The sequence below is a fragment of the Methylobacterium segetis genome, assembly GCF_004348265.1.
GTDB classification, from domain to species: Bacteria; Pseudomonadota; Alphaproteobacteria; order Rhizobiales; family Beijerinckiaceae; genus Methylobacterium; species Methylobacterium segetis.
Genome location: NZ_SMNT01000129.1, coordinates 1 through 13,627, shown reverse-complemented (window position 1 = coordinate 13,627; position 13,627 = coordinate 1). Strand labels below are relative to the sequence as shown.

Here is a 13,627-nt window from a genome sequence, read left to right as displayed (position 1 = left end):
CGCGCCGCGGGCCTCGGGGCGGAGATCAAGCAGGCGACCGAGCCTTTCGGCCGGGCCCGCAACCTCGACGTCTTCCTGGAGACGACGCTGCCCGAGGAGATGGCGCGCCGCCCGGACGAGCCGGGGCTGGAGGAGCTCGCGGCGCGGCTCGGGGCCGAGCGCGACCGGGCGCACGGGACGGTGTCGGAGATCCTCGCCTCGCCCGAGTGGCGGCGGCTCCTCCTCGATCTGCTCAGCTGGCTCCAGACCGGCCCCTGGCTCGGGGAGGGCGCCGATCCCGCCCGCGACGAACCCGCCAGGGACTTTGCCGCCACGGTGCTGGAGCGCTTTCGCAAGCGGGTGTGCAAGCGCGGGCGCCATCTCGCCAAGCTCGACCCGGAAGCGCGCCACCAGGTGCGCATCGCCGGCAAGAAGCTGCGCTACGGCGCCGACTTCTTCGCCTCGCTGTTTCCGGACAAGAAGGCGCGCAAGCGCCACAAGACCTTCTCGGCGGCCCTGTCCGACCTGCAGGATCATCTCGGCGCCCTGAACGACCTCGCGACCGCGCATTCCGTCATGGCGAGCCTCGCCGACGGACCGCCCGGCGTGGCCGCGAGCGGGCCGGCCCTGTTCGCCGCGGGCCTGACCGCCGCCGACAACGAGGCGCGCACGAAGCAGCTTCTGGCCGCCGCGGAGGAGGCGCACGACGACCTCTCCGACGCGAAGCCGTTCTGGCGCTGAGAGGCCTCAGCCCTGGCTCGGCCGGCTCAGGGCGTAGAGGGTGATCGCGGCGGCGTTCGAGACGTTGAGGCTGCGGATCTCGCCCGTGAAGGCGATGCGAGCGAGGATGTCGCAACAATCGCGCGTGCGCTGCCGCAGGCCCTTGCCCTCCGCTCCGAGCACGACGATGGCCGGCCGCCGCGGGCCGACCGCGTCGAGATCGGTGCCGGCCTCGGAATCGAGACCGATCCGGGTGAAACCCCGCTCGCCGAGTTCGATCAGGGCCTCCGCGAGGTTGCGCACCGTGATGAGCGGCACGTGCTCGAGGCCGCCGGAGGCCGACTTCGCCAGGACGCCCGTGGCGCTCGGCGAGTGGCGCAGGGTCGTCACGATCCCCGCCACCCCGAAGGCGGCGGCGGTCCGCACGATGGCGCCGACATTGTGTGGATCGGTGATCTGGTCGAGGGCGAGGAGCAGCGCGTCCGCCGGCAGGTCGTCGAGACCGGGGGCGGCGAGGGGATCCACCTCGAGGTAAAGCCCCTGGTGGACCGCGTCGGGCCCGAGCAGGGCGTTGATCGCGGATGGCCGCACGATCTCGGGAACGATCGGCAGGGTGCCGAGAGCCTCCGTGAGCCGCGCGGCGCCGTTCTCGGTGGCGACCAATCGGTGCAGCCGCCGCCCCGCATTGCCGAGCGCCTGCAGGACGGGGTGCCATCCGTAGAGCACGACGGGATCGTCCGGGCCGCCCCGGGGGCCGCCGGGCCCGCCGCGTCGCTCGCCAGGGCGAAAGCCGCCGGGCCGGCCCCGGCCCGCGCCTTGCGGGGCGGGGCGGGAGCCGCCGGGTCGATCGCGTCGGATGGTCATGCTGCACCGGTCCCCTCGCGGACCCGGCCCTGTCCGAGCCGGCCGCACATCTGAGCGTGATCCGCGACAAACCGACCGCGCGCCGATCCGTCAAGCCGCAGGCGCTGCCGCGCGAGGCCCGTTGCCCTCGCACGCCAAGCCGATTATAGAACGCCTCGCTCACGCAAGCGCCCTTCGTCTAGCGGTCCAGGACGTCGCCCTTTCACGGCGAAAACACGGGTTCGATTCCCGTAGGGCGCGCCATCCACTGGCGGCGTAAATAAACCAGATTTTGCAGTTGCTGACGGCAGGGGCCCTGCGAATGAGCCCCCGACTTGAGCCCCCATGGCTGCGGCTTCGAGACCCGCCTCGGGCTGTTCCGGCGCAAAAATTGGTGGGGGTGAATCTCCTCGGGCGACCGCGACAAGGCCCCTCCGAGTGGCCCAGACCTTGGGGTGAGGGCAGCTCAAAGGATTCAGGATGCCCGAAAAACCCGCGCTCAGCCCGGACCCGTTTGGCGGGTCAGGGTGAGAGCCAGGGCCTCCGCCACGGAGACGCTGTGCGAGCCTGGACGAACTGTCCCGCCAAGCCCCGGATCCGCTGCGACGTCCTTCTAAGCGGAAGATAACTGCATATTGAGGCCGCCGTAACGTCAGTGGTAGTCATGATCCTGTCGGCCCGCTTCCGGGCCCAGCGGATTCCTGCCGTTGGCTCAAACACTATCGCCCGCGCGCGCCGTTTCGCTCCGGGACCACGCCTGGGTTCCTACCCGAGGATCCCTGCTTCCCGAGCTGGTCGGGCCGGTCGACACGGAGGCGCGCGCTTGGATTCGCCTGCCGTGCCAGTGGATCCTCGACGGCGGGCTGCGCCTGTTCCGGGATGAGGTGGCGTATCGCGGACGGTCGGCGGCCGCATTGAAGATCCTGCTGACGGTCGCCCTCATGGCCGACGAGCCGGATGCCGGCACGCCGTCCGGGCAGCGCGTGAGCACGCTCCTCTCCTACGCGGATCTCAATCGCCTGTCGGGGCTCTCCACGATCCTGATCAGCGCCGGCAAGCGGTTCCTGTGCGGGCACGGCCTCGTCGCGGTGGCGCATGAGGGGCAGGGGCGCCGCATCCGCTACTTTCTCGGTCGCGGCAGCCGCCTCGAACCGCAGGCTTTCATCCCCTTCCGCCACCGTGCGGAGGGGGCGTGGACGCGCTTCGAGACGCTGCACGACCTGTCGTGCACGCAGATCCACGATCTCAACGCGCTGAAAATCTACCTCGTCCTGTGCGCCCTCGGCGGCGGCCGGGATCTGAGCGTCACGGTGCGCTCCTCGCACGTCTGCCAGCTCACCAACATTCCGGAGGCGAAGATCGCGGATGCGGTCGGCAACCTCGCTGGACGGAGCTTGGTCTCGGTGCAATCGGCTGCCAGGCACGAGGGGGGCGATTGTCTCCACCTCCGTCCCCTGCCACTTCGGTGATCTGCGATGGCGGACCCGTTCGGTCCGGCTCGGCCATCGTCCTGCAGCCGTTCCGGCACCTCGCCTGGGGTCGAGCGAGGCCCTGCGCACCGCCGAGATCAACGGTGCCCGCAAGGGTGATCAGGGATCTTCCGCGGGCCACCCGAAACGTAGATCGCGATCACGGCGGGGGCCCCCGGCCGAGCGCCACGCAGGCGGCCCTGCCCTCCTGCGAGAAGGCGAGGCCCTCGGCCCCCGCGACCGCCCACACCCTCGACCAGATTGGTCGAGGAGGAGGCTCGCGAGCACCCGCCGCGATCCGGGTGAGATCACGCCCGGCCGCCGTCACGGCCGCCCCCATCGGTCGGGTTGCGGGCGGGCCGGAGGGGCGCGCTCCCGACGCCCTCGCCTAGGCGACGAGGAGGCTGCAGGCCGTGTAAAGCTGGGCCTCGCCGATGCCGGCCAGCGTGACCGAGGCGCCGTTCGCGCTGATGACGACCTCGCCGCACGCCGTCTCGCTCGTTGCGGCCAGCACGTCCGCGGGGTTCGACAACCCCCATTCCCGCAGGTCGAGCCGGTCCTGTCCCGGCGTGAAATCCGTGATCCGGTCGTGGCCCGCATCCGCGGCGAACACGAACAGGTCCGGATCCAGGCCTCCCGTGAGCCGGTCGTCGCCGGGGCCGCCGCGCAGGGTGTCCGCCCCGTCGCCCCCGTCCAGCACGTCGTCGCCGATGCCGCCGTCCAGTCGGTCATCGCCGCCGTTCCCGTCGAGGCGATTGCCCGCGCGATCTCCGATCAGGGTATCGGCGAGGCTCGAACCGACGATGGTCTCGATGCCCTGGAGGACGTCGCCCTGCGCGTAGCCGCCGAGGCCCGCGACGGGCCTCAGCGCGATCCCGAGATCGACGGTGACGCCCTCCGAGGAGGCGGTGAACAGGAGGGTGTCGTCGCCCTCTCCGCCATCGATCATGTCGGGATCGGGTCCGGGCACGAGCGTGTCGTCGCCGGGGCCGCCGGACAGGAAGTCCTTTCCCGCCCCGCCCTCCAGGCGATCGCTGCCCGCCCCGCCGATGAGAGTGTCGTCGCCCGCATGGCCGATGAGCGTGTCGTTGCCGTCCTCGCCGTAGGCGAAGGCCCCGAGGGCCCCCGAGCCGGCTTCGAGGACGTCGTCGCCCCCGCCGCCATGCAGGGCATCGAGGCCGAGGCCGCCCTGCAGGATGTCGTCCCCGTCCTCGCCGTAGATCGTGTGGTCACCGGCCGTGACCCTGATCGTGTTGTCGTGCGCGTTGCCGACGAGCACCACGGCCGCGCCCGGCGTGGCCGGGAGGCCGTCGTGTTCGTAGGTCCGGTCCTCCGCGCCGAGCTCGATCGTCTCCGCGACCTTGAAGGCGGCGAAGTGCAGGTGATCGAGCCCCGTGTTCCGCATGATGATGTCGGAGAAGTGCTGGGATCCGATGTCGGCCAGGAGGAGCGGGGCATCCTTGAGCTGGTTGAAGTAGTAGAAGCGGTCGCCCTCCTGCAGGCGGTCGAGCTGCTCCTGGAAGATCCAGGTGAACGTCGACCCCATCTGGCTCGCACCGAACGGCTTCTCCGCGAGGCCGCCGACGAACAGGTCGACATCCTGGACGTGGACGTCCTCCTCGCCATAGGCGGCCTTGAAGAGCGCCAGCAAGGCGGCCTGCTCCTCCGGCGTGCCGCGCAGGTGGGCCCCGAACTCCGACCAGGTCTCGTAGGGCTTGAGGCTCGGCACCTTCTCGGGTTGCGTCGCCGTGTAGTTCGACGCCTGATGAGCCTGCTCGATGAGGCTGCCGGCCTCGCTAACGGAGCGCCGGAAGGCATCGAGGGTCGGCAGCCCGGCTTCACGGCCGCGCTCGATATTGGCGGCGTAGAGGTCGAGCGGCAGACCGAGAAGCTTGCTGCGGATCACCTCGACGATCTGCTCGTCGATCCGCTGATGCGCGACCTGCACCTCGCCGCCGATGATGGCGGCCGCGCCGCCGACGCCGCCGGTGAGCGGGTCCTCCCCATCGAACATGGCCGGATTCAGGAAGGCCGAGAACAGGGGCACGTCCTGCGTCCGGCCGCTGCCGTCCGTGAACGGGAGGGTCTCGTTGATCATGGAGTGGCCGACGCGATACATGGCGCCCGCGAACTCTTCCGTGATGCCGGGATTGACGTTCGGGTTGTAGCCGCCGAACCCGTGCGAGGGGCCCGGCAGGCCGCCGGACAATCCTTCGGCGAATTCGGTGAAGACGGTGCGCTGATATTCGGCCGTCGTGACGATCTTGGCGGCCTGGAACACCTGATCGGCGCTCCAATCCGGGTGAAGCGCCCGGATCCGCTCGGCCTCGAAATTGTGCTCGCGGTGCCAGACCGTATGGACCGCCGTGATGGCGACGTTCTCGTCGGCCCGATGGTCGCCGGCGATGTGGTAGGAGAGCAGGCTCTCCAGGCTGAAGGTCGGATTCGCGGTGACGCCGTCCGGACCGAAGGGGGAGGCGAGGGCATCGTTCTTGTCGCCGAGCATGATCGTGTGCTTGGCGTCGCCGATGTCCCGGAAATCGACATAGCCCGGCAAGGCGGTCAGCCTCGCCCAGGCCGCACCGTCCGTCAGCGTCCCGGCCGCGACATCGGTGACCAGCCGGTCGAGGACCTCTCGGGGAACGCCGTTGTTGACGAGAACATCCGCGTAGCTGGGAAGATTGCCGCGCGCGACCCCGTCCGGGCCCATATCCGTGCTGCCGTCGAGAAGACGGTGGGTCTTCACCCAGCCGCCATGCCCATCCGGGATGAGGTCGCCGGCGGCGGTGCGGGCACTCTCGCGCAGCAGGTCCGTCATGCGCGCCTCGGACCCGTAGGTCTGGCTCTGGTCGACGAAGGGCGAGATCTTGTTGAGATGCGCGGTGCCGCCGATCGTGTTCATCACCGGAGTGCCCTCGGCATCGACGGCGACGGCCCCGCCCGTCCCGTCGAAGCGGCCCGCGCGGCTGCCGGTCAAGAACTCGAATCCCGGGGGCGGCGAGCCGCCGAGCTGCTCGAGGAGGTTGTCGCTCGTGTCGATCCGGATGGCAGGAAGCCCCTCGTCCTCCCGCAGGGCATCGAGGCGGATCTGGGCTGCCGCCAGTTGCTCGTTCATGTCGCCGATGGGAACGCGGTCGGGGCCGCCGCCGCGGGCGTAGAAATCGAGGCCGTGATCGAAGAATTGCCCGAACGACATCAGGAGCAGGTTGCCGCCGAAGCTGTTCGGGAGATCGATCGCGTTGCCGTCGGCATCGAGGGCTTGCTGGCCGATCAGGTCGCTCACGAGGCGCGGGTTCGGGAGGGGTGAGGTCCCGTCCGCGGACGTGACGCGGACCGCATTCGGGCTGGCCTGCGTCTCCGTCTGCTCATACTGGGCGGGCGCCAGCCTCAGGAAGGGCTGGCTGGCGGTGCCCCAGACCGCGCGGCCCGGAGTCAGGTTGTTCTCGGCCCCGCTGACGTTGCGGTGCAGGACCGGATCGTTCGCCTGCGCGAGGAGCAGGGCGAGGTCCTCGGCGCGCAGCTCGATATGCGGCGCGTGGCTGGCCGGAGGCCGGTTGCTCGGGACGGGGCTGGAACGGAATGTCATCCTGTCGCCTCCTTCACGATCCCAACGATGACGGTGCACGGACGCCGACCATCCTCGGCGGAGACGCGAGCCGCGGCATCGGCCGCAGCGCGCCCGCCAAGCGGGGGGTCACAGGTTGAGACGGCAGCACGGCACCACGGAGCGGGCCGGGGAGGTCAGGCGCAGGGGAGGGCACCTGCACGCCGCAGGCGGAGATCACGGTCGGCGCTCTCGACATGCGCCGACGTCGCGAGAATCCCTCCCGTATCCGCCTCCTTCCCGGACCGGTCGGATCGATGAAACGAACCTGTCTGAATCGAGCCGATCATCGGCGGCCCAGACATAGAGATGTCAGCGCAGCCACTGCGCCTGCATATGTTAAATCAGTCCAGACTTTTTCGGTTCTTAAACTGAGTTAATTTGCATTCATGCGTTATAAATACGCGCGAATTGCAGTATCATCTTCAAATCTTACAAGATATGCAGTGCCGATTTACGCAAGCGTGGCGCGAGACGTGTTTGATACGCGAGACGACGCCGAACCGCGTGGATTGTTCAGGGCAGGGCGGCCCCAGTGCATGCCCGGCGCCCGGCGGCGGGCGCGCGGGGAAGCACTGAGAACGGCCAATGTCACGCGCGATGGCGACAGGAGTCGGCGCAAGGGATCGAGGCGGCTTCGGCTTCCGCGAAATGGAAGGCCCGAGCCGGCAAGCTGAAACCGGCGGCGTGCACGGCACGATACCGGCATCGGGACAGGCGTCCTCGACATCCGCGCCGCGAGCCTCGGCCTCCCCCCGATGATTGCTGGGGGCGAGGCCACGGCGCCCGGGGGTCGCTCGGCCGTCCCTGCCATCGCCTCTCGTGGCGCCGAGAGGGCCCCTCCCGCGCGGCGTCGACGGCTGCCTTGGAGACGGCCGGCCGGCCACGGGGGCGCGGGCGGGCGCGCCCCGACGACACAAACGGGCAACACGGCGCCCGTACCGTGGCGCCGCGTTCCGGACGAGGAGGTCATCATGACAGAGGATCTCGAGTACAGCCGCACCGTCTGGATCACGGACGTCGCCCTCGGGGCGATCTTCACGTCCGTTTTTCTGGCCGCCTGCACGATGCTGATCCTGGGTTACTGAGAGCAGCGCGGCTCTCATCCCCGAAGCGAGCCGCCGCGACGGGGCATTCGCTCGGATCGGGCATCGCCGAGTGTGCCCGAGAGCGCTGGCGCCGCGGGCGCCGAGGATGGTTCGCAGGGAGGCGTCGCCCCCTGCCCGCTTCCGGCCGGCCCGCCATCGCGCGCCGCGACCGGGGCATCGGCCGGCAAGCTCCGCCTGACCCACGCGGCCGGAAAGACACATCCCCGAGCATTTCGGCCGTAAACTCGCCATCACAGCGGATCATGGGCCTGATCGACTGCAACTTACGGTTATGGCCTTCCGAGCCAAACCCTCTCCTGCCAGGCTCCCCCTTCACGCATGTACGAGAGTGTGCCGCCCCCGACCCTCACCTTCCTGGCGGGCGCCGGGCGGATGAGCGCGCGCATTCGCGCCCACGATTGGTCGGCATCGCCGCTCGGGTGCCCCGAGACCTGGCCGGCCTGCCTGCGCTCGGCCGTGAGCCTGATGCTCGGCTCCAAAGTCCCGATGTTCGTGGCCTGGGGCGCCGAGCTCGGCTTCCTCTACAACGATGCCTACGCGGAGATCCTCGGCGACAAGCACCCTCGCGCGCTCGGCCGGCCCTTCCGCGAGGTCTGGTCCGAGATCTGGGCCGACATCGCGCCGCTGATCGACACGGCCATGCGCGGGGAGGCGACCTGGGCCGAGAACCTCCCGCTCGTCATGAACCGGCACGGCTATGACGAGCAGACCTACTTCACCTTCTCCTACTCGCCGGTGCGCGACGATACGGGCGCCGTCGGCGGCATGTTCTGCGCCTGCACCGAGACGACCGCCAAGGTGACGGCCGAGGAGGCGCTGCGCGCGAGCGAGGCGCGGGCCTCGGGCGTGCTGGAGGGCATGGGCGAGGGCTTCATGCTCCTCGACCGCGACTTCCGCATCCTGCAGATGAACGCGCAGGGGCTGCGGCTGGAGGACAGGCCGGCGGCCGAGGTCCTGGGCCGCCTGCACTGGGAGGTCTATCCCGGCACGGAACACCTGCCCATCGGCCGGATGTACCGGCGCGCCCTGCGCGATCGGGTCCCGCTCACCCTGGAGCACCGCTACGTCTGGCCCGACGGGCACGCCGCCTGGCTGGAGGTGCGGGCCTACCCGCACCCGGAAGGCTTGGCCCTGTTCTACCGCGACGTGACCGAGCGGCGGGAGCGCGAGGACGCCCTGCGCGAGGCCGAGGCGCGCCTGCGCGCGCTGGCCGACAACCTGCCCGGCGGCATGGTCTACCAGATCGCCATGGACCGCGACGGCTCCCGCCGCCGCTTCCTCTACGTCTCGCAGGGCTTCGAGCGCATGACCGGCGTCGCCGCCGAGGCGGTGCTCGCCGACCCGGCCGCGGCCTACGACCTGATCCTGCCCGAGTACCGCGAGAGCCTGGCCGCAGCCGAGCACCTCGCCCTCCGCGATCTCGCACCCTTCGACTTCGAGGCGCCGTTCCGGCGTGCGGACGGCGAGGTGCGCTGGAGCCGCATCATCTCGGCGCCGCGGCGGCTGCAGGACGGCTCTCTCGTCTGGGACGGCATCCAGTTCGACGACACCGCCCGCAAGCAGGTCGAGGACCGGCTGCGCGAGAGCGACGCCAAGTTCCAGACCATCGCCAATTCCATCGACCAGATGGTCTGGTCGACGCGGCCGGACGGGCATCACGACTATTACAACCAACGCTGGTACGACTTCACGGGCGTCCGGGCAGGCGCCACCGACGGCGGGGATTGGGAGGAGATCGTCCACCCCGACGACCGGGAGCGCACCTGGTCGCTCTGGAAGGACTCCCTCGCGACGGGCTCGCCCTACCGGATCGAGTACCGCCTGCGTCACCAATCGGGGCAGTATCGCTGGACGCTGGGCCGCGCCCTGCCGATGCGCGACGAGGCGGGCCGGATCACGCGCTGGTTCGGCACCTGCACCGACATCCAGGACATCGTCGAGGCCCGCGAGGTGCTCGCTCGCTCGCGCGAGGAGCTCGAGCGGCTGGTGGCGGAGCGCACGGCCGACCGGGACCGGATGTGGCGGCTCTCGACCGACGTCATGCTGGTCGCACGCTACGACGCCACGATCGAGGCGGTGAACCCGGCCTGGACGACGCTGCTGAGCTGGAGCGAGCAGGAACTGATCGGAAGCGGCTTCCTGGATCTCGTCCACCCGGACGACGTCGCCGCCACCCGGGCCGAGGTCGGGAGGCTGGCGGACGGCTTGACCACCCTGCGCTTCGAGAACCGCTACCGCCGCAAGGACGGCGCCTATCGCTGGCTCTCCTGGACGGCCGTGCCGGACGAGGACCGCATCCACGCCGTCGGGCGCGACGTCACGGTGGAGAAGGAGGCGGCGCAAACCCTCGCCGAGACCGAGGAGGCCCTGCGCCAGGCGCAGAAGATGGAGGCCGTGGGCCAGCTCACGGGCGGCATCGCCCACGACTTCAACAACCTGCTCACGGGCATCGTCGGCTCGCTCGACCTGATGCAGACCCGCATCGCCCAGGGTCGCTTCGACGTCCTCGAGAAATACGCCAAGGCGGCCATGTCCTCGGCCAACCGCGCGGCGGCCCTGACCCACCGGCTCCTGGCCTTCGCCCGGCGCCAGCCGCTCGACCCGAAGCCCGTCAACGCCAACACGCTCGTCACCTCGCTGGAGGATCTGCTGCGCCGGACCATCGGCGAGGCCATCAGCCTGGAGATCGTCACCTCGGGCGCGCTCTGGCCGACCCTGTGCGACCCGCACCAGCTGGAAAGCGCGATCCTGAACCTCGCCATCAACGCGCGGGACGCCATGCCGGACGGCGGCAAGCTCACGATCGAGACCTGCAACACGCATCTCGACGCGGCCTACGCCAAGCTGCATCCCGGCGTCGAGCCGGGCGCGTATATCTGCATCTGCGTGACGGATACGGGGACCGGCATGGCGCCGGACGTGATGGCGCGGGCCTTCGACCCGTTCTTCACCACGAAGCCCATCGGCCAGGGGACGGGCCTCGGCCTGTCGATGATCTACGGCTTCGCGCGGCAATCCGACGGCCATGCCAGGATTCACTCGGAGGTCGGCCAGGGCACGACGGTGAAGCTCTACCTGCCGCGCCACCGGGGCGCGCTCGCCTCCGAGGATGCCGGGGCCGCCGGCCTGACGGAGGCGCATCGGGCGGAGGAGGGGGAGACGGTCCTGGTCGTCGAGGACGAGCCCGTCGTGCGCGACCTCATCGTCGAAGTGCTCGCCGACCTCGGCTACCGGGCGCTGGAGGCCCAGGACGGGCCCTCGGGGCTCAAGCTGCTGCAATCGCGCGAGCGGATCGACCTGCTCGTCACCGATGTCGGCCTGCCGGGGCTGAACGGGCGCCAGCTCGCCGACCAGGCCCGCGAGAGCCGTCCGGAGCTCAAGGTGCTCTTCATCACGGGCTATGCCGAGAACGCGATGTTCGGCAGCGGGCATCTCAGCCCCGGCATGGAGATGATCACGAAGCCCTTCCCCGTCGAGGCGCTCGCCACCCGCATCCGCGAGATGATCGAGCGGTGACGGGACGAGCCGGTGCGGGCTCGCATCCGCCGGGCGCGGCGTGACGGCGGCCCGCCGTCCGTCCCGGTCGCAGGGCGGCCGGCGGCGCGTCCGCCCCCGGCAGCCTCACCGGTCGCGAAGCTCTCCCGCGGTCTCCCGACGCGTCGCGCGCTTCCCGCCGTGCCGGGCTGACGGTGAGCGCGCCGGACGCTCCCGCAGCGCGCTGGGCGGGGGCCGTCTCGAAGATCCTCAGGATCAGCGGACCTGCCCTAGACGATCTGCCATCCCTGCTCGACGCCGATGGGGAAGGATTGCTGCGCCTCGGGGCTCTCGGCAATGCCGACCGCGACGTCGGCGCGCGGGGTTCCGCTGCCGAGCACGCCGACCCAATATTGCTGACCGCCGGCATCCGGCGCTCGCCCGAGCGCATCCGCGTAGAGATTCTCCACGAATTGCGTGTCCGTGAGCGGCGTCGGGTGGAGCGCGCCGTACTCTGCCGAGCCCAGGAAGGCGGCCGCCACGCTCGTCAGGGACGCTCCGTTGCCGAGGCTGCTCGACCAGTATTCCAGGCCGCCCGTATCCGGCGCGCGGTCGAGCACGCCGACATACAGACGCGCGACCTCCGCCGTGACGGTGTCCACGACCGGCAGGAAGATGCCGTTGGCGACGGGCAGGACCGGGATGTAGCCGCCGGTCCCGTCGACCTCGTAATCGGTGCAGGCTCCCTGGCCCTCTTGCACCGTCAGCCCGTGGATCTGGAACTCGCGCCCGGCGATCCGATCCTGAAGGTTCTGGAAGATCGCGGCCTCGGTCGGGTCGGACAGATCGAACCGGTACTCCTGATGGAAGCGCAGGTTGCCGGCGGCATCCGCCACGGGGAAGTCGTCGGAGAGTTCCTGGTTCGTCACGTTGCCCGATGCCGTGCCGCTCAGGATGACGGGGCCGACGACGTCCGCCCCCTCCGGATCCTCGACGAAGCCGTCGAGGTCGATGTCGAGCGTGATGTTGGGCAGGAGGGACGGGCTGTCGTTGTCGAAGCCGTGGATGTGCTGCGGGTGGATCTCGTTCGGCGTCAGGCCGCTGGCGACGACATCGAGCGTGACCGTGCCCGCCGTCTCGTCGATCTGAACGATGGCTTGGCCGCTCACACCGGAATTGTTGGACGGGCTGAGGGTCGCGATCACCGTGTCGGTCGCGTTGGCGACGGCCGGGACCACGGGCCGCTCGTCCGCCACGGGACCCGATCCGTCGGGAGCGAGCGTGTAGGGTGCCAGGAGCAGGAGGCGCTCCTGTTCTTCCTGCGTCGCCGACTGGACAAAGCTTTGCAGAAAGAGGCTGGGATCGTAAGCCATGTCTTCCTCCACCTTTCGGTGGAGAGATTAGGCATAGGTGAAGATCGATAAAAAATAATATAGATTACGTTTTTCCGGAGTTCGCCCAGGCCGGACATGCCTCATAGGTGGTAGCGGCGCGCAGCGCGCCTACACCTTACGGAGTATCCGGATAGATCCGATGCTTCGCCGTGCGGGCGCCGTTTCAGCCCCCGCCCTCGAGCCGGAACGCGATCTTCACGTTCACCCGGAACTGGGTCACCGTGTCGTTCTCCACGACGGCCTCGAATTCCTTGACCCAGACGGATTGGATGCCGCGGAGCGTGCTGGATGCGCGCTCGACCGCCTGCCTGATCGCGTCCTCGTAGCCCTGCGGGGATTGCGCCGACAGTTCGAGAAATTTCACCACCGACATGACCGCCTCCCTTGCGGGTCAGGCGCGCGATGCTCTGCCCGGCACCCGGAGACGGCAACCCTCTGTGCAGTTGCGCGCAGGGACAGGGCCTCCGGACACCGGCGGCGAGGGAGGGGTCGGGATTCCTGCCGATCCGCCGGGCCGCGGTCCCATTCGGTCAAGCTGCCCGGTCCGGACCCGGTATGCTGCCGCGTTCCGTGCCCCCCACGGCTCGCAGACCCTGTTCGCGTCGCTCCGACGGCCGGCGATGCGGGTCCGGTCGGGACCCGGGCCGGCGACGGGCGCGGGTCCCGGCGCGCGTCACGGGGGAGGGCCTTCCGGCCGGCCGGTGCGGGATTCTCAGGAGACGGCCATGGATGTCACCAGACGGACCTTCGCCGCGGGCGCCGCCACGCTGCCCCTCGTCGGCTCGGGCCTGCCCTCCGCCCGGGCTCAGAGCATGGTCCAGGACGCGCCGGTCATCGGCAACCATGCCGCGGCGGACCCGCTGGAACTGGCGATCGACGCCTACGTCTACGGCTACCCGCTCATCACCATGGAGATGACCCGCCGCGTCCTCACCAACGTGGCCGCGCCCGAGGGCACGCGGGGCGCCCCGATGGGCCAGTTCGCCAATGCGCGCGCCTACCCGGATCCGGCCTTCAGGGCCGTCACCGCCCCCA

7 protein-coding genes, 1 tRNA gene and 1 pseudogene are annotated in these 13,627 nt (G+C 70.1%); 5 read left to right on the top strand and 4 right to left on the bottom strand.

The annotated features are described in order from the left end of the window. Window positions 1-720 (top strand): CHAD domain-containing protein (locus E1J50_RS23485; protein WP_132256219.1); only part of this gene is annotated, 720 nt, incomplete at its 5' end. Window positions 721-726: 6 nt separating this feature from the next. Here E1J50_RS23485 and rlmB read toward each other — a convergent pair. Further along, a complete protein-coding gene (gene rlmB, locus E1J50_RS23480) occupies window positions 727-1,563 on the bottom strand; it encodes a 23S rRNA (guanosine(2251)-2'-O)-methyltransferase RlmB (protein WP_132256218.1) in 837 nt (278 codons plus the stop codon). Window positions 1,564-1,730: 167 nt separating this feature from the next. Here rlmB and E1J50_RS23475 point away from each other — a divergent pair. Together E1J50_RS23475 and E1J50_RS23470 are read left to right on the top strand one after the other, a co-directional pair. Continuing rightward, window positions 1,731-1,806 (top strand) — tRNA-Glu (locus E1J50_RS23475). Between the two features lie 650 nt (window positions 1,807-2,456). Then, on the top strand, window positions 2,457-3,011 hold the full coding sequence (locus E1J50_RS23470; RefSeq protein WP_132256216.1) for a hypothetical protein: 555 nt from the start codon (window positions 2,457-2,459) through the stop codon (window positions 3,009-3,011). A gap of 388 nt (window positions 3,012-3,399) precedes the next feature. Here the strand turns inward: E1J50_RS23470 and E1J50_RS23465 are convergent, their stop codons facing one another. Next, window positions 3,400-6,597: a peroxidase family protein gene (locus E1J50_RS23465; protein ID WP_132256214.1), complete on the bottom strand. Its 3,198-nt coding sequence runs from the start codon at window positions 6,595-6,597 to the stop codon at window positions 3,400-3,402. Between the two features lie 1,445 nt (window positions 6,598-8,042). Between E1J50_RS23465 and E1J50_RS23460 the strand changes: the two genes are divergently transcribed. Further along, window positions 8,043-11,240, top strand: a complete 3,198-nt coding sequence (locus E1J50_RS23460) for a hybrid sensor histidine kinase/response regulator (RefSeq protein ID WP_132256212.1) — start codon at window positions 8,043-8,045, stop codon at window positions 11,238-11,240. Between the two features lie 248 nt (window positions 11,241-11,488). Here the strand turns inward: E1J50_RS23460 and E1J50_RS23455 are convergent, their stop codons facing one another. Both E1J50_RS23455 and E1J50_RS23450 read right to left on the bottom strand, forming a co-directional pair. After that, the gene (locus E1J50_RS23455) at window positions 11,489-12,571 is read right to left on the bottom strand and encodes a DUF4214 domain-containing protein (RefSeq protein WP_132256210.1); all 1,083 of its coding nucleotides are present in this window, start codon (window positions 12,569-12,571) and stop codon (window positions 11,489-11,491) included. A gap of 184 nt (window positions 12,572-12,755) precedes the next feature. Beyond that, a complete protein-coding gene (locus E1J50_RS23450; RefSeq protein WP_132256208.1) occupies window positions 12,756-12,965 on the bottom strand; it encodes a dodecin family protein in 210 nt (69 codons plus the stop codon). A gap of 352 nt (window positions 12,966-13,317) precedes the next feature. On the opposite strand from E1J50_RS23450, the pseudogene E1J50_RS23445 reads away from it, so the two are divergent. Further along, window positions 13,318-13,627 (top strand): annotated as a pseudogene (locus E1J50_RS23445) (DUF1254 domain-containing protein); the annotation flags it as partial.